This is a genomic window from Micromonospora sp. NPDC049523 (assembly GCF_040676775.1).
Lineage (GTDB): Bacteria > Actinomycetota > Actinomycetes > Mycobacteriales > Micromonosporaceae > Micromonospora_G.
The window spans coordinates 39,619-55,787 of sequence record NZ_JBFAPP010000019.1; the positions used below are offsets into that span (position 1 = coordinate 39,619).

13 protein-coding genes are annotated in these 16,169 nt (G+C 70.7%); 6 read left to right on the forward strand and 7 right to left on the reverse strand.

The window, feature by feature from the left end:
• Window position 1 precedes the first annotated feature (1 nt).
• On the forward strand, window positions 2-415 hold the full coding sequence (locus tag AB0J90_RS26080) for a roadblock/LC7 domain-containing protein (protein WP_326563248.1): 414 nt from the start codon (window positions 2-4) through the stop codon (window positions 413-415).
• A 25-nt stretch (window positions 416-440) separates the two neighbouring features.
• Here the strand turns inward: AB0J90_RS26080 and AB0J90_RS26085 are convergent, their stop codons facing one another.
• Entirely contained in the window at window positions 441-1,448 is a 1,008-nt protein-coding gene (locus AB0J90_RS26085) for a phosphotransferase (protein WP_363600088.1), read from the reverse strand.
• Between the two features lie 205 nt (window positions 1,449-1,653).
• On the reverse strand, window positions 1,654-2,361 hold the full coding sequence (locus AB0J90_RS26090; protein ID WP_363600090.1) for an SDR family oxidoreductase: 708 nt from the start codon (window positions 2,359-2,361) through the stop codon (window positions 1,654-1,656).
• A gap of 123 nt (window positions 2,362-2,484) precedes the next feature.
• Here AB0J90_RS26090 and AB0J90_RS26095 point away from each other — a divergent pair, with 123 nt between their 5' ends.
• Together AB0J90_RS26095 and AB0J90_RS26100 are read left to right on the forward strand one after the other, a co-directional pair.
• Window positions 2,485-2,850 carry a MerR family transcriptional regulator gene (locus tag AB0J90_RS26095; protein ID WP_363600092.1) on the forward strand — a complete coding sequence of 122 codons (366 nt, stop codon included), beginning with the start codon at window positions 2,485-2,487 and terminating at the stop codon, window positions 2,848-2,850.
• 49 nt (window positions 2,851-2,899) lie between these two features.
• Window positions 2,900-4,663, forward strand: a complete 1,764-nt coding sequence (locus AB0J90_RS26100; protein WP_363600094.1) for a serine/threonine-protein kinase — start codon at window positions 2,900-2,902, stop codon at window positions 4,661-4,663.
• An 18-nt stretch (window positions 4,664-4,681) separates the two neighbouring features.
• On the opposite strand, the gene AB0J90_RS26105 is transcribed toward AB0J90_RS26100, so the two are convergent.
• Both AB0J90_RS26105 and AB0J90_RS26110 read right to left on the reverse strand, forming a co-directional pair.
• Window positions 4,682-5,203, reverse strand: a complete 522-nt coding sequence (locus tag AB0J90_RS26105; RefSeq protein ID WP_363600096.1) for a hemerythrin domain-containing protein — start codon at window positions 5,201-5,203, stop codon at window positions 4,682-4,684.
• A 124-nt stretch (window positions 5,204-5,327) separates the two neighbouring features.
• On the reverse strand, window positions 5,328-6,830 hold the full coding sequence (locus AB0J90_RS26110) for a GH1 family beta-glucosidase (protein WP_363600098.1): 1,503 nt from the start codon (window positions 6,828-6,830) through the stop codon (window positions 5,328-5,330).
• A 1,093-nt stretch (window positions 6,831-7,923) separates the two neighbouring features.
• Here AB0J90_RS26110 and AB0J90_RS26115 point away from each other — a divergent pair.
• Window positions 7,924-10,827: a glycoside hydrolase family 48 protein gene (locus AB0J90_RS26115; RefSeq protein WP_363600296.1), complete on the forward strand. Its 2,904-nt coding sequence runs from the start codon at window positions 7,924-7,926 to the stop codon at window positions 10,825-10,827.
• Window positions 10,828-11,132: 305 nt separating this feature from the next.
• Here AB0J90_RS26115 and AB0J90_RS26120 read toward each other — a convergent pair whose 3' ends face one another.
• On the reverse strand, window positions 11,133-11,795 hold the full coding sequence (locus AB0J90_RS26120) for a DUF3159 domain-containing protein (protein ID WP_363600100.1): 663 nt from the start codon (window positions 11,793-11,795) through the stop codon (window positions 11,133-11,135).
• Between the two features lie 192 nt (window positions 11,796-11,987).
• Between AB0J90_RS26120 and AB0J90_RS26125 the strand changes: the two genes are divergently transcribed.
• A complete protein-coding gene (locus AB0J90_RS26125; RefSeq protein WP_363600102.1) occupies window positions 11,988-12,869 on the forward strand; it encodes a phosphatase PAP2 family protein in 882 nt (293 codons plus the stop codon).
• Between the two features lie 106 nt (window positions 12,870-12,975).
• On the opposite strand, the gene AB0J90_RS26130 is transcribed toward AB0J90_RS26125, so the two are convergent.
• On the reverse strand, window positions 12,976-14,526 hold the full coding sequence (locus AB0J90_RS26130; RefSeq protein WP_363600104.1) for a ricin-type beta-trefoil lectin domain protein: 1,551 nt from the start codon (window positions 14,524-14,526) through the stop codon (window positions 12,976-12,978).
• A 193-nt stretch (window positions 14,527-14,719) separates the two neighbouring features.
• On the opposite strand from AB0J90_RS26130, the gene AB0J90_RS26135 reads away from it, so the two are divergent.
• A complete protein-coding gene (locus tag AB0J90_RS26135; protein WP_363600106.1) occupies window positions 14,720-15,247 on the forward strand; it encodes a GNAT family protein in 528 nt (175 codons plus the stop codon).
• Window positions 15,248-15,302: 55 nt separating this feature from the next.
• Here AB0J90_RS26135 and AB0J90_RS26140 read toward each other — a convergent pair whose 3' ends face one another.
• Window positions 15,303-16,148 carry a DUF1028 domain-containing protein gene (locus AB0J90_RS26140; protein WP_363600108.1) on the reverse strand — a complete coding sequence of 282 codons (846 nt, stop codon included), beginning with the start codon at window positions 16,146-16,148 and terminating at the stop codon, window positions 15,303-15,305.
• Window positions 16,149-16,169: the final 21 nt, after the last annotated feature.

Here is a 16,169-nt window from a genome sequence, read left to right on the forward strand (position 1 = left end):
GCTGAGTCAAGCGGCACGAGACCTGAACTGGCTGGTCAGTGGTTTTGCCGAGCGCGTGCCCGGAGTGGCGCACGCGATCGTGGTCTCGGCCGACGGGCTGCTCGTCGCGGTCTCCGACCACCTGCCGCGTGACCACGCCGACAAGCTGGCCGCGGTCACCTCGGGACTGATGAGCATCACCGCCGGTGCGGCTCAGATGTTCGACGGCGACATCGTCAAGCAGACCGTGGTGGAGATGGGCCGCGGCTACTTCCTCGTCATGCAGGTACGCGACGGTTCGATCCTGGCCACCCTCGCCGCCACCGACGCCGACATCGGTGTGGTCGGCTACGAGATGGCCCGGCTGGCGAAGCAGGCCGGCGAGATGCTGACCCCGGCGCTGCGTGCCGAGTTGCAGCAGGCGCTGCCCCGCTGACCCGACGTTTCCGTGGCCGCCGTGATCAGCGGAGCTGGTCGAGCTGGGTTACCAGCAGCTCGGCCAGCCGCCGCTCGAACTTCTCCCGTTCCGGCCCCTGCCACCCGCGGGTGGCACCCTCCACCGACATGATCAGGTACAGGTAGCAGGTGTAGAGCGTCAGCCGCCGCCGTACGTCCGGGGTCGGCTCGATGTGGGCGTGGCCGGCGTGGTTGTAGGCGGCGAGCAGGTCCGGGAGTTCGGCCGGGTCCCGGAACAGGGTCATCGCCACGAACTCGGCCACCGGGTCGCCGTAGAAGGCCCGCTCGCCGTCGATCAGCCCGGTCAGTGTGGCGCCGCCGGTGCCGTCGGGCAGGACGAAGACGTTGCCGTCCCAGAGGTCGAAGTGGACCAGCGCCGGCCGGTCGACCTCGTCCAGCACGTCGAAGTGCCGGCGGAGCAGGTCCCCGATCTCGTCCACCGCCATCGGCAGTCGGGTGCCCAGGCGTAGGGCGTCGTCCAGGATGTCCTGCACCATCGCACCGAACGCCGCCCGCCAGGTCGGCTGCCAACTGCGGCTGTTACGCAGCGGGTACCCGTACGCCGGGCCGGTGATCGTGTGCAGGCGGGCCGTCTGGGCGGCGGCCTGCGCGCGCACGGCGGCCAGACCCGCCGGGGTCAGGTCGTCGCGCACGGTGTTCAGGGCCACCCCGTCGATCCGGGCGAGGAAGACGAAGTCGCTGCCGACCAGGTCCCGGTCGACGTCCGCGAAGACCACCTCGGGTACGGCGACGCCGGCCGCTCCGGCCCGGCGGAAGAACTCCACCTCGGTACGCATCAGGTCGACCTCGTGGCTGAGCAGCTTCAACGTCGGCGGTGGTGCGATCTTGAGGATCAGGTCGGCAGCGTCGGCGAGCCGGATCGCGTAGGCGACGTTGTAGTGCCCCTCGGTCAGCTCCTGCCACCGTTCGATCCGCGCCGAGGGGCCGAAGCCTCGCCGCACCAGCGCCCCGAGTTCGGCTTCGGTGACCCGTAACTTCGTCAGACTCTCCACGTTCCTCCTCGCCCATGGCCGACCCGCGCCGTTCGGGTATCCGGGTACGGTAGCGACCCGGCGCCGTGTGGTGGGGTCAGAGGTGGTGTCCGAGGAGGTGGGCGACGGCTCCCGTTTCCCGTGCCGTCCAGACGGCACCGACGGTGCTGCCGTGCGGATGACCGCCGCCGAGGGGGAGCGGCGGCGGTCACCCGGAGCAGCACGGTCAGGAGGCCGACGGGACCTGGGTGTAGAACAGGCTCGGGTCGGCGGCCAGGGACGCCTTGATGTGGGCGCTCCAGTCGTCGACGACCACCTCGAACCTGCCCGCCTCGATGCCGTCCAGCCCGGCGCGTACGACCTCGGCGGGGTCGACCTTCTCGCCTTCGTAGTCGGCCATCATGTCGGTGTCGGCGGCTCCCAGGTGCAGGCCGGTGACCAATGTCCCCTGGGCGGCGAGTTCGAGGCGGATGCCGTTGGTCAGGCTCCACTGCGCGGCCTTGGCCGCACCGTAGGCGTTGGCCCCGTCGTAGGCGAACCACGACATCGCCGACAGCACGTTGAGGATCGCGCCACCGCTGGCGGCCAGTACGGGGGCGAAGGCGCGGACCATGTGGAGGGTGCCGTAGTAGTGGGTGTCCATCTCGCGGCGGATGGTGTCGAGGTCGCCGGTGACCAGGTTGGTGCCGGTGGAGATGCCGGCGTTGTTCACCAGGAGCGTGACGTCGTGCGCTGCCGAGGCGGCGGCCCGTACCGAGGCCGGGTCGGTGATGTCGAGTCGGAGCACCTCCACGCCCGGCAGGTCGACGAGTTCGGGGCGGCGTGCCGTCGCGTACACCTTCTTTGCGCCTCGCTCCAGCAGTTGGCGGGCGAAGTGCCGGCCGAGGCCGCGGTTGGCGCCGGTGACCAGGGCGGTGGAACCAGAGATCTTCATCGCTACCTTCTCGGGCGGATATCGAGGATGGTGCTGCGCAGCGGTACGCGGACTACGCTAAAACTTGACGTTGACGTCAAAGGCAAGCCGTGTGACCCACGACACACGTACGAGGAGAAGTTGATGCGCATCGGTGAACTCGCCGACCGGACCGGCGTGAGTACGCGAGCCCTGCGGTACTACGAGGAGCAGCACCTGCTCGCCTCCGAGCGCAGCCCCAGCGGGCAACGGACCTACCCGGAGGTCGCGGTCGACCGGGTCCGGCTGATCCAGCAGCTCTACGCCGCCGGTCTGGCGAGCAGGTCGATCGTCGAACTGCTCCCGTGTGTCGTGACCGGTGTCGCGTCACCCGAACTGCTCGACCGGCTCGCGGTCCAGCGGGCGCGGATAGACGCCCAGATCAACGACCTGATCGACACCCGGGACCGGCTCGACCAGATACTCGTCGCGGCCGCCGAGAGCGCCCATCGGCCGTGTGTCCCGATGTAGCCGCGCGCGGGGGTGTAGTCACCACCGCACCTGGGCAATGGATCAGGTCATGGGCGGTGTGGGGAGAAACGGCACGGAACTGCTCGGCGGCCGCTACCGGCTGGTCGAGCGGCTCGGCGCCGGTGGCATGTCGGTCGTCTGGCGGGGTTTCGACGAGGTGCTCGGCCGTCAGGTCGCGGTGAAGGTGCTCGCCTCGCGGCTGGCCAGCGACCGCGCCTTCCGGCATCGGCTGCGGATGGAGGCCCAGGCGGCGGCGCGGCTGGTGCATCCGAACATCACCAACGTCTACGACTACGGCGAGTCCGTCGAGGGCGGGCTGACCGTCCCGTACGTGGTGATGGAACTTGTCGACGGTGACTCGCTCGCCGCCCGGCTGGGCGGGGATCGGCGGCTGCCGTGGCGGGAGGCCGCCGGTACGGTCGCCGAGGTCGCGGCCGCGCTCGCCGCCGCGCACGCCCGTGGGGTTGTGCACCGGGATGTCACCCCCGGCAATGTCATGCTCACCGGCTCCGGGGCGAAGGTGGTCGACTTCGGCATCTCGGCCCTGGTCGGGGAGAGCGAGGCCGGCCCCGACGGCCAGATCTTCGGTACGCCCGCATACCTCGCCCCGGAGCGCCTGGACGAGGGGCAGGTCTCGGCGGCGACCGACGTCTACGCGGTCGGCCTGCTGCTCTACCGCACGCTGACCGGCCGGCTGCCGTGGCAGGCGAGCACCACCACGGACATGCTGCGGGCCCACCTCTACGCGAATCCGGCGCCGATGCCGCCGGTCGAGGGCCTGCCCGACGAGGTGGTGGAGCTCTGCTCCCGCTGCCTGGCGAAGGCGCCCGAGGACCGGCCGAGCAGCGCGGAGGTGGCCGCCACGCTCGCCGCCGTCACCGGGCGACCGGTGGCGTTGCCGTTCTTGCCGCAGCCGTCCGGTGCGATGGGCTCGGACGACACCTCGGCCGAGCTGGCCGCCGCCGGCACCACGATCCTGCCCTGGTCGACCACGACCGGCGCGCTCTGGTCGGCCTCACCGACCGCGCAACCGCGACCGACCCCGCAACCGCGCCCGGGTCACCGGAACCCGCTCGTACGGACCCTGGCGGGACGTCGCCGGATCAAGGTCGCCGCGGTCGGGGCCGGGCTGCTCGCGCTGACCGGCGCGGTCTGGGCCGCCGGTACGTCCACCTCCGCCGGTGGCGACGGCACCCCCGTACGGGCCGCCGCCGCGGCCGAGCCGAAGCCACCCACCTGCCAGGCCGGGTACGCGTTGCGTACCGACTCGGGGCGGGCGTTCGACGCGGAGTTGACCGTGAAGAACACCGGTGACCAGCCGGTGCGCGACTGGCAACTGGCCTTCGCCTTTCCTGCCGACCAGGCCGTCACGGGGACCGAACCGGCGCAGTGGCAGCAGCAGGGCCGCGACGTCCTGCTCCGCCCGGCGGACGGCGCGACCGACCTGGTTCCGGGCGCCTCGGTGGCGGTCCGGATCACCGGCACGTACGCGGGCGCCAACCCGCTGCCGGTGCGTTTCCAACTCGGGGAGTCGGTCTGCGACGTCCAGGTTTCCGGGGTCGCCGGCACGAGCGCACCGGCCGGCGGTAGCTCCGCCGAACCACCCGCGACCGTGCCATCCGCCGCCGTGCCGCCCGCGGCCGTACCGGCGGTGGGCGGGGGAGGCGTCCCGGTTGCCCCGCAGCCCCAGGATCCCGCCGTCAAGGGCAAGGACAAGCCGAAGCCGGAGCCGAAGAAGCCGCCGACCAGGCACACCGGGGACGACGAGGAAGAGGAAGACGAGGACGACGACGAGGGCGACGGCGAGGAGTGACGATCGTGCCCGGGCGGTTCACCCGCCGTTGTCGTCCCCGCTGAGCAGGAACTCCGGTCGGTTCGCGCGCCACCCCGGCACGTCCATCGAGTTCAGTACGGAGATCAGCTTCTTCTCCTCGTAGACGAAGTGTGTCTCCATGATGGCCGCCAGCCCTTCCAGTTCCTCCCGTACCCGGGTGGCGGTGGCCGGATCCGGCTCGGCCGGCAGGTTGCCCAGGAGCTTCTGCAGGCTGCCCAGGATCCAGTCGATCCGGTTGTGGTCGGTCTTCAGCTCCGTGATCACCGAGCGCAGCTCGGGAAACTCCCGCGCGATGACCGGGAACGCCAGGCCGTCCTCGCCCCGGTGGTGGCGGGTCAGTACGGAGCAGAAGCCGAGGCAGTACGCCCGCAGGTCGCGTGGCGGCAGCCCCTCGCCCGCGAAGTAGGCGTCGACGTTGTCGCGCAGGTCTTCGAGCTGTTCCCGTAGCCAGATGTGCACTTCGATCAACTGGTTGCCGAAGGCGGTGAGGCGGCTGCTCGCCTCGAAACCTGAATCCATGCGCTCCCCAGGATGGGCCGTCACCGCCGCGGTAGCGCGACCGGCCGGGCCAGTATCCCAAGCGACATCGGGCCGGGGAGGGCGCGTACCGGTTACGGGACGCGCCCTCCGTGACCGGGGGTGCTCAGACCTCGTTGTCCTTGATCACCTGCCGGTACCAGTGCGCGCTGCGCTTGAGGATGCGCCGCTGGGTGGGGTAGTCGACGTAGATCAGGCCCCAGCGCTGCTCGTACCCCTGGTCCCACTCGAAGTTGTCCAGCAGCGACCAGACGTGGTAGCTCTCCAGCCGTACCCCGTCGGCGATGGCCCGGTGGGCGGCGGCGAGGTGGTCGCGCAGGAAGCCGATCCGGCCCGGGTCGTCGACCCGGTCGCCGTCGAGCAGGTCCGGGGTGGGCAGGCCGTTCTCGGTGACGGTGAGCGGCACGTCACCGTAGTCGCGGCGTACCCGGGTGAGCATGTCGTACATCCCGTCGGGATAGATCTGCTGCCACTGCGCCTCCGAGGTGGGCCATTTCTGCACGGTGCCGCCGCCCGGGGTGACGTAGATCGGGGTGTAGTACTGCACGGCGAGCAGGTCGACCGGCGCGGAGATGGTCTTCAGGTCGCCGTCGCGGATGGCCCTGACCATGCGGCTGTCCGGTCCGAGGTCGTCGAGCACGTCGGTGGGGTAGCTGCCCTTGAAGATCGAGTCCAGGTAGAGCCGGTTCTCGTAGCCGTCGTAGAGCCGGGTGGCCGCATCCGCCTCGGCACCCTCGACCGCGGGGTAGCAGGGGTGCAGGTTCAGCGCGGGGCCGATCCGGGTCTTGCTGCCGGTGGCGCGCAGCGCCGCGACGGCGAGCCCGTGCCCGAGCTGCAGGTGGTGGGCGACCAGGTAGGCGGCGTCGGGATCGCGGTGGCCGGGGGCGTGGTGCCCGTGCAGGTAGCCGTTCTGCACCACCGTCTTGGGCTCGTTGACGGTCAGCCAGACCGGCACCTTCTCGCCGAGCGCCCGGAACACGTGCTCGGCGTAGTCGGCGAAGCGGTACGCGACGTCGCGGTTTTCCCAGCCGCCGGCGTCCTGTAGCGACTGGGGGAGGTCCCAGTGGAAGAGGGTGGCCATCGGGGCGATGTCGCGGGCCAGCAGCCCGTCCACCAACCGCCGGTAGAAATCGAGTCCGCGCTGGTTGGGCACGCCGGTACCGTCGGCCTGGATCCGGGACCAGGAGATCGAGAACCGGTACGTCTTGAGCCCCAGGTCCCGCATCAGGTCGAGATCGGCCTCGTACCGGTGGTAGTGGTCCGCGGCGACGTCGCCGGTGTCCCCGCCCCGGATCTTGCCCGGGGTGTGGCTGAACGTGTCCCAGACGGACTCGCCTCTCCCGTCGTCCTTGGCCGCCCCCTCGATCTGGTACGCCGAGGTGGCCGCGCCCCAGCCGAAGCCGTCCGGGAAGCGGAGGCCGAGCCGGGTCTCCGGACTCGGGCTGCGGTCCCGGTCGGAGTCGGTGTCGGCGTCGCAGGCGGCGGTGACGGCGGCGCTCGCCGCGACGGCGGCCGTCGTGGACGCGCCCGCGCTCACGCGGGCCGCGCTTGCGGCGCTGGCGGAGAGCGCGGCGCGGCGCAGCAGGTGGCGCCGGGTCAGTACGGACATATGGCTTGTCTCCTCGTGTGTGGGGCCCATCCGCGAAGTGGCGCGTCCGGGAGCGCTCCCATCACAAGGTAGCGGCTGCCCAGGTGGTTTGCGTATGGGTTGTTCGGCTGGCGAAAGACTTCGGGCTGGGCCTCGTCCATCGCCCGCGCCCCCGTGCCCGGTGGCCACGCCGTCGGGGCCCCTCGCGGCCAGGGGCGGACTGACTCGTTCGGCGCCGGGCACGCAACAGGTCGACCGGGTGGGCGCGGTGCGCCTGTCCTGTCGACCTATTTCCCCCTTGTCGAAGGGGGTATAGCGTGGGGACGGGGAGGGCAACCCCCGTCCCCACCATCAGTTACACACACGCACGAACGGAATTGGCGTCCAGGTCGTGCGTGTCGCGCGGGAGCCGGGCCACGCGAGTGGCTCTGGTTCCACCTCCTCTCGACGGTGGTGAGTCGGCTGACGGCGGAGTCCGGGCTGGCCCGTCGTCAGCCCCACGGCTGAGCGGTCAGCGCTGTCCCGGGGGCACCGGGCAGCGCCCGATCGGGAGGTCAGGGGCGTCGCGTTGCCGCTTCATCCCATGCTTCCCGTAGGTGCTGTAGGTTCTAAGCACTTACATCGCTATCGATGGAAGCGCTCCCATCGACTTGATTGGACTGTATCCCGCGTCACGGGTTTGTGAAAGACCCAAAATAAGATCGAAACATCTGACCAACGTCGATGAAACGCCAATGTGCTGGCTTGATCGCCCATGGGTGCAGGTCAATACCAGTGGACCGGCCGTCCCCGGTTGGAGTGCGGCCGTTGACGGCTTGCTGCGGGAGCGCTCCCATGCAAGACTGTCGAATTATCGCGGAGCGGGAGCCACGCCGACCGCGGGCCGCCGAGGGCATCCGACACTTTTTCGGTACGGCGCCCAGCACCGACCACAGCCGCCACGTCCGGCGCGTGGCCGTCGATCGCCGACCCCGGTCCGGGACGGGTCGAACACCTTCCCCGGCGCCTCCCACCCCATGCGCACCCTCACCACCCCAGCCCGCGCACGGAGGCGCCCAGCCGAGGCGGCAACGCCCCGGCCAGGTCCGCGAGGAGAAGTCAGCATATGAAGCTCATCGCAAGTAGACGCCGGGTGGCGATCCTCGCCACCGGTGTGCTGGCAGCGCTAGGCGTGGTCGTCGTCCCCGGCGTCGCCCAAGCGGCACCAGCCTGCGACGTGGTCTACGCGACCAACGACTGGAACAACGGGTTCAGTGCCAACGTCACCATCCGCAACACCGGCGACCCGATCAACGGCTGGACCCTGCGCTTCGCCTTCCCCGGCAACCAGCGGGTCACCCAGGGCTGGTCGGCCAACTGGACCCAGTCGGGCACCCAGGTCACCGCCACCAGCATGTCCTGGAACGGCAACCTGGCCACCGGCGCCTCCACCAGCATCGGCTTCAACGGTTCCTACTCCGGGACCAACGCCAAGCCCACGTCGTTCTCGGTCAACGGCGTCACCTGCGGCGGCACCACCACACCGCAACCGCCCACGGTGACCCTCAGCGTCCCGGCCGGGCCGTTCGTGGCCCCGGCCGACGTGCCGCTGACCGCCACCGCGAGCGACCCCGACGGCACCATCGCGAAGGTCGAGTTCTACCGCAACGGGCTGCTGGTCAACACCGACACCACGGCGCCGTACAGCTATCTGCTGGAGGACCAGCCGGCCGGCAGCTACACCGTCCAGGCTCGCGCGTACGACAACGCGAACCTGACCGCGACCGCGGAACGGGCCTTCACCGTCACGCCGGGCTCGGGTCCGGTGCTGGTGGCCACCCCGACCTCGGTGAACGTCACCGAGGGAAGCAGCTCCCCGGTGAACCTGAAGCTCAGTGCCGCGCCGACCGGCAACGTGGCGGTCACGCTGGCCCGTACCGGTGACACCGACGTCACCGTGACGCCCACGTCGGCGACGCTGACCACGGCGAACTGGAACACCGGGGTCAACCTCACCGTGGCCGCGGCCGAGGACACCGACACCGCCGGTGGCACCGCCACCATCACCGCCTCGGCCACCGGTTACGCGCCGCTGGCGATCGTCGCCACCGAGATCGACAACGACACCCCCGGCGGCGGCGACAACGTCTACACCGCCCGCTTCCTGGAGCAGTACGGCAAAATCAAGAACTCCGGTTACTTCAGCCCGGAGGGCGTGCCGTACCACTCGATCGAGACGCTGATCGTCGAGGCGCCCGACCACGGGCACGAGACCACCTCCGAGGCGTTCAGCTTCTGGATCTGGCTCGAGGCGCAGTACGGCCGGGCCACCCAGAACTGGGCCCCGTTCAACAACGCCTGGACGGTGATGGAGCGCTACATCATCCCGTCGCACAACGACCAGCCGACCGCCGGCGTGGCCGGCACCCCGCAGTACGCGGCCGAGTACAACCTGCCCAGCCAGTACCCGTCGCAGTTGCAGCCGTCGGTGCCGGTGGGCGTCGACCCGCTGCGCAACGAGTTGCAGTCGACCTACGGCACCGGCGACATCTACGGCATGCACTGGCTGCTCGACGTCGACAACACGTACGGCTTCGGCCGCTGCGGTGACGGGACCACCCGGCCGGCGTACATCAACACCTTCCAGCGGGGTCCGCAGGAGTCGGTGTGGGAGACCGTGCCGCAGCCGTCCTGCGACACGTTCGTCCACGGCGGCCCGAACGGCTTCCTGGACATCTCCATCGCCGACTCGGGTGCGCCGGCGAAGCAGTGGAAGTACACCAACGCCCCGGACGCCGACGCGCGTGCCATCCAGGCCGCGTACTGGGCGCTGACCTGGGCGAAGGAGCAGAACAAGCAGGCCGACGTGGCGGCCACCGTGGCCAAGGCGGCCAAGATGGGCGACTACCTGCGCTACGCCATGTACGACAAGTACTTCAAGCGGATCGGCAACTGTGTCGGGCCGACCACCTGCCCGGCCGGTACCGGCAAGGACTCCGCGCACTACCTGATGTCCTGGTACTACGCCTGGGGCGGCGCCACCGACCCGGCGGCCGGCTGGTCGTGGCGGATCGGTTCCAGCCACAACCACTTCGGCTACCAGAACCCGTTCACCGCCTGGGCGTTGACCAACGTCCCGGAACTGCGGCCGCGTTCGGCGACCGCCGTGACGGACTGGACCAACAGCATGAACCGGCAGCTGGAGTTCTACCAGTGGTTGCAGTCCGCCGAGGGTGCCATCGCCGGTGGGGCGACGAACAGCTGGGACGGTGCGTACGCCCAGCCGCCGGCCGGCAAGCCGACCTTCTACGGCATGTTCTACGACGACCACCCGGTCTACGAGGACCCGGGCAGCAACGGTTGGTTCGGTATGCAGGTCTGGTCGCTGCACCGGGTCGCCGAGCTGTACTACGTGACCGGCAACGCCAAGGCCAAGGCCATCCTGGACAAGTGGGTGCCGTGGGCGATCGCCAACACCACCATCGGCACCGGCGGGAACTTCCAGATCCCGTCCGACATGTCGTGGAGCGGTGCCCCGGCGACCTGGAACCCCACCAGCCCGGCGGCGAACACCAACCTGCACGTCACGGTGACCGCCAAGGGCACCGACGTCGGTGTCGGTGCGGCGTACGCCCGGACCCTGATGTGGTACGCGGCCAAGTCCGGCGACACGGCCGCGAAGACCACCGCCAAGGGCCTGCTCGACGCGATGTACGCGCACGCCGAGTCGAAGGGCATCTCGACCACCGAGACCCGGACCGACTACCAGCGGTTCGACGACGTGTACAACGCCTCCACCGGGCAGGGCCTCTACCTGCCGCCGAACTGGACCGGCGACATGCCCAACGGTGACGTGATCGCCGCGGGCAAGAGCTTCGTGGACATCCGGTCGTTCTACCGCAACGACCCGGACTGGCCGAAGGTCCAGGCGTACCTCAACGGAGGTGCGGCACCCACGTTCAACTACCACCGATTCTGGGCCCAGTCCGACATCGCGATGGCGTTCGCCGACTTCGGCAGCCTCTTCCCGAACGGCTGACCCTCCCCGAGCGGCCTGATTCCCACGGTCAGGCCAATCAGTGGTGAGCCGGCCGGCTTGGCCAACGCAGCGAACCGGCCGGCTCACCACCCCCGGCACGACCGCCGGCGTACGACCCCCGGGCGGGTGGCACCACGGTGTCACCCGCCCGGTTCCACCTACCGTACGGATGAATGATTGGCGCCCAGCGCTTTCCCGACTCGCGCCTGGCTCCGCTGCGATGTACCGTTTCTTCACGGAGAGGCCGCTCCCCCCGTGGCGGCCTCTCCGTCTATCTCCGCTCGATCCGTGTCCCTGCCGGCGAGCTACCGGTGCGCCGTGGTCGGCGCCGGCTCGACCGGATGCCGCAGCCCGGGATGGTCGGCCGGTAGGGTCCGCCGGATCACCCACCAGCTCACCGCGACGCAGGCGGCGACCAGCGGCCAGGTCAGCGCCACCCGCGCGCCGACCAGCGCCACCACCTGGTCGGCGGCGTAGAGCGGGACGAAGACCGCCAGCCGGATCAGGTACTGGCACACCCACACCCAGCTGCCCCGCCCGTACGCGCGCAGCAGGTCCGGGTCGCGCCGCCAGCGTCCACGCTGGCCGAGCAGGGTGCCGACGACCACACCGAGCAGCGGCCAGCGCAACAGGATGCTGACCGACCAGGCGAGTGCGCTGGCCGCATTGGACACGAGTTGCAGCAGGAAGAAGTCGCTGGCCCGGCCGGTGCGCAGGACGACGAGGGCGGCGACGCAGACGGCGAGCAGGCCGACCAGCACCGACGCCGGCCGGTCGCCCCGGCGCAGCCGCCAGCCGGCGACCGCGACCCCGACGACCAGTGCGGCGAGGGTGCCGTACCAGATCGAGCCGCCGGAGAGCAGCCAGCCGGCGCCGAAGGCAACCGGCGGCACGGTGGCGTCCCAGCCGCCTCGCCGCCCGCCGAGCAGGTCGGCGAGGGATTCCGGCCGGTCCCGGTCGGATGCCATCGACCACCTCCGCAAGTCTTAGGGGAGCCTAACTTATGGTCACCCGGAGACCCTCTCAGATCTTGCGGTGACGGCTCGCCGGATCCTCCGGGACGACTGCGCACCGGCGGTTGTCCCGGTGGTCTGCTCGGCTCCGTCCCGGCGATTCGACCGCCGAGTTGCCGTGCTTCGGGAGTTCGTTACGGTGACCGGATGCATGGGCGCAGAACGGCGTTGACGGTGGCTTGGCTGGTTCTGCTGACCGCTGTCCAGGGGGCCGCGTTCGTGCTGCTCTGGCGGTTCGCCGTACGCACCGAACACGGTCAACTACTCGACACCATCGCACTCACCGGCAACAAGATCGGCCAGGATCGGATCGACGGGCTGGTCGGCACCGTACTCGACGCGATGTCGGTGGTCTCCCTGGTCGCCGCCACCCTGGTGATCGGTTTCATCGCTTTGATCCGGGGCCGGGTCGCGCTGGCCGTGGTCGCCACCCTGCTCGTCGTCGGGGCGAACGTCACCACCCAGGTGGCCAAGTACGTCATCCACCGGCCGGACTTCGGTGTCGACCCGGAACGGGCCGCCGCCGGTAACAGCCTGCCCAGCGGGCACACCACGATCGCCGCCGCGGTCGCGGTGGCGCTGGTGCTGGTGCTGCCGCCCCGGGTCCGCGCCTGGGGTGCGTTGCTCGCTGTCGCGTACACGGCGCTCGCCGGGGTGGCCACCCTGTCGGCGGGTTGGCACCGCCCGAGTGACGCGGTCGCCTCGCTGCTCATCGTGGGCGCGTGGGCCGCCGTCGCCGGCATCCTGCTGCTGATCTTCCAGCGGGAGGATGCCCAGGTGGAGCCGGGGGACGCGCACTGGCGGGCGGTGACTCTGTTCGGGCTGGCCGGGTTGGCGCTGCTGGCCGTCGCCGGGTACGCGCTCTACTCGACCGACGAGGTGCTGGGCATCCCGGTCGAGGAGCTGAACCGGCCGAGGCTTTTCGACGCGTACCTGGGCGGCGCCGCGGCGATCGCCGGTACGGCCAGCCTGATGATGTCGTTGTTGCTGGTCAGCGTGCACCGCGTGGTGCCCCGGCACAACGGCTGACCGGGCTCGCCGCCCGGGGCGCGGTGCTCGCCCGATCGTCGCGTACGCAAGTCGCCCGCCGGTCGGTAGTCCGACCGGCGGGCGATCTCGCGTCGGGGTTGTTACGTCAGCCGCGTCGCCACTTCTGGTTGGCGGTGCCGGCGCACTCCCACAGTTGCAACTGTGCCCCGTCTCCCGAGTTCCAGTCCTTGATGTCGACGCACTTGTTGGCCTGCGGGTTGACCAGGTCGCCGGCGGCGGAGAGGACGAACTGCTGGGCCGGGTTGCCGCTGCACGTGACGATCTGGATCGCCGCGCCGTTCGCGGTCGAGCCCCACGCGACGTCCATGCACTTGTTGTTCGAGGTCTGCAGCATGCCGTTGACGAAGGTCCACCGCTGCGCGTTGGTGGAGTTGCAGCCCCACATCTGCAGCAGGACCCCGTCGGAGAAGTTCGAGTTCGGTACGTCGATGCACCTGTTGTTCCAGTTGCTGACCAGCGCACTGGTGCTGCCCCCGCCGCCGCCGGAGGTGGTCAGCGAGAGGCCGTAGACGCCGAGGATCTCGTTGACCGGCTGGAACCACATGGTGCCGCCGGACGAACAGTTACCCGTACCGCCGGAGGTGACGCCCTGGGCCTGGTTGCCGGAGATCCACGAGCCGCCGGAGTCTCCCGGCTCGGCGCACGCGTTGCTGCGGGACAGACCGGAGACGGCGCCCTGGGCGTAGACGATGGTCTCGTTGCGGCCGAGGATGGTGCCGCAGCGCCACCCCGTCGTACGCCCGGAGCGGCAGACCGAGCTGCCGATCGCGGCGTCCTGCGAGCCGGCGACGAGCACGTTGCCACCGGAGTAGTTGTTGACCCACGGCTGCGGTGTCCACGAGGCGTTGGTCCGGATCCACGCGTAGTCGTTGCCCGGGAACGACGAGCCGGCGAAGTTGCCCTGGGAGACGTTGTTGTAGCCGAGAGTCGGGCTGCCCGTGCCGCCGCAGTGTCCGGCGCTGACGAAGCCACCGGCGACGGCGAAGCCGACCGAGCAGAGCGTGTTGCCGTTGATGACGTACTGGTCGCCGCCGCGGATGTCGTACATCGGTCGGGGTGCCTCGGCGGTCTCGACGACGGTGACCGCGCCCGCGCCGCTGGCCTCGGCGTACGCCCTGGCCGCTGCCGTGCCGCCGGGGCCGGCGGTGACGACGACGCTGTTGGTGGCGACGTCGACGTACCAGCCGTGGACCGGGCCGCCGCGCAGCGTCGCCGCGTTGCGGTCGAGTTTGGCATGTACGGCGTCGAGGTCGGCGGCGCTGCGCGCGACGACCCGTGCGTCCGCGCCGGCCGCGCGTACCTCCGTGGCCGCGGCCGGGTCGGTGACCGCGACCGTCAGCCGGTCGGCGCCGGTCGGGATCCAGGCTCCGGCGAACGTGGAGCCGAGCCGTTCGCGCAGCCGTTTCTCCACGGCCGGGGCCGCCGCCTCGGTCGCCAGGCGGGCGGCGATCTGGTCGTCGTCGAGCCCGAGGTCGCGGCGCATCGCGGCGACCATGCCGGGGTCCATGTCGAACCGGGTCGTCGCGGCGGGTGTGCCGGGTGCGGGGGTGTCCGCGGCGAAGCTCGCGGGCGGCGCGAGGGCGGTCGCGGTGAGTGCCACCGCCGCGATCCCGAGCGCCTTGACCGTACGGAACATAGGGGTCCTTCCGTGCACGGTGACGCACGTCCCCGGGACTGCGGGGACGTGGCCGAGCGTGCTGACTGGGGGGAGTCAAGAGGAAAGAGAGCGCTCTCTGCATCGGAGTCTTTCGATAAAAGGGGTCCAATGTCAAGGATTCAGTAAAGGTTGTTAAGAGCAGAGGTCCACGTACGCCGGTAACGTCGAGCGCGTGGGAGACGAGATAGCGCTGCGGCCCGTACTCGAAGGCGACCTGTCCTTCTTGCACCACCTGATCAACGATCCCGTCGGGAGCGGCGAGCACCAGTGGTACGGCTTCTACGACCCGCACGTCTACCGCAGACGGTGGGACGAGAACGGGTTACTGGGCAACGACGGCGGTGTCCTCATCGTCGCCGCCGGGGACGACCGGCTCGGCCTGGTCTCCTGGCGCAAGGTCATCGCCAACCGGAACGCCTTCTACTGGAACATCGGCGTCCTGCTCGCACCCGAGGCGAGAGGCCGGGGCCACGGCGCCCGGGCCCAGCGGCTGCTCGCCGAATACCTGTTCGCCCACACCCTGGTGAACCGGGTCGAGGCCACCACCGAGATCGGCAACGTGGCCGAGCAACGCTCCGTGGAGAAGGCCGGCTTCACCCGCGAGGGCGTGCTGCGCGGCGCCGGTTTCCGCGACGGACGATGGCACGACGGCGTCGTCTACAGCCTGCTCCGCGCCGAACTGGGCCGCGAGGCCCGATAGGACGCCGGACTGGTCCGGCGGGGGCCGACCAGGCGGCGGTCAGGTCCGGCGCCGGTCAGGGACGACCGCGCAGGTGGGCCAGGACCACCGGGTCGATCCGGCCCGGCACCATCCGCTCCTCCAGGTTCTCCACCCCGGCCCAGTCCGTCAACGCGGCGTCGACGGCCGCGTCACCGGCGTCCGCCGGGGCGTGCCCCGCCGCCGTGAGCAGGGCCCCGACCTCGGCGGCCAGCTCACCGGTCAGGTCGAGCAGCGTCTGCGGATCCGGCTTCTCGAACAGCATGATGTGTACGTCCAGCAGCCGGGCCAACTCCGCCACCGGATCCGGATGGTCGTCCACCCGCAGGTCCACCACGACGTCGCTGCCGCCGCCGTACCCGCCGCGTTTGGCGACCACCAGCAGCCCTGCGCTCTGCCGCCCCCGCCGGTCACCGCCGGCCAGGTCACCGGCGCGCAACGCGTCGACCAGCCGTTGCGCGAACCGCCGCCCGGTGTCGCCGCCCAACCAGGTGTCCCGGATCGCGTCGACCACCTCCGGGCCGACCAGGATGTTGCCCTGCGCGGCCCAGCCGTCGCCGGCCTGCCCACCGGCCCAGTCGTGACAGTCGTCGCCGGTGTAGGTGGCGGCACCGCCGTCGGCGTCGACAACACCGAGCTGCCGGGAGGCGCGACCGGAGTCGGCGGCGACCAGACCGGCGATCACGTCCGCCGCCCCGAGCCCCGTACGCAGCAGCGCCAGCCCCTGCGGCCCGTACGCCAGGTTCGCGTGCGCCTGGGTGGCCAGCGCTCCCACCTCGGCCTCGGCAACCGGCACCACCGCACCGGCGGCGAGGAACTTACTGGCCACGGCGACGCCGTGCAGCCGCCCGTCGTCCGAACGCGCCACGATCGAGAAAGTCACGCGGTGAGGCTACAACCCGGC

Excerpts from the sequence above, each read along its gene's own strand:
- AB0J90_RS26110 (WP_363600098.1), bottom strand. The coding sequence starts at position 6,830 with ATGTCCGTACTGACCCGGCGCCACCTGCTGCGCCGCGCCGCGCTCTCC.
- AB0J90_RS26090 (WP_363600090.1), bottom strand. The coding sequence starts at position 2,361 with ATGAAGATCTCTGGTTCCACCGCCCTGGTCACCGGCGCCAACCGCGGC.
- AB0J90_RS26130 (WP_363600104.1), bottom strand. The coding sequence starts at position 14,526 with ATGTTCCGTACGGTCAAGGCGCTCGGGATCGCGGCGGTGGCACTCACC.
- AB0J90_RS26095 (WP_363600092.1), top strand. The coding sequence starts at position 2,485 with ATGCGCATCGGTGAACTCGCCGACCGGACCGGCGTGAGTACGCGAGCC.
- AB0J90_RS26105 (WP_363600096.1), bottom strand. The coding sequence starts at position 5,203 with ATGGATTCAGGTTTCGAGGCGAGCAGCCGCCTCACCGCCTTCGGCAAC.
- AB0J90_RS26125 (WP_363600102.1), top strand. The coding sequence starts at position 11,988 with ATGCATGGGCGCAGAACGGCGTTGACGGTGGCTTGGCTGGTTCTGCTG.
- AB0J90_RS26120 (WP_363600100.1), bottom strand. The coding sequence starts at position 11,795 with ATGGCATCCGACCGGGACCGGCCGGAATCCCTCGCCGACCTGCTCGGC.
- AB0J90_RS26100 (WP_363600094.1), top strand. The coding sequence starts at position 2,900 with ATGGGCGGTGTGGGGAGAAACGGCACGGAACTGCTCGGCGGCCGCTAC.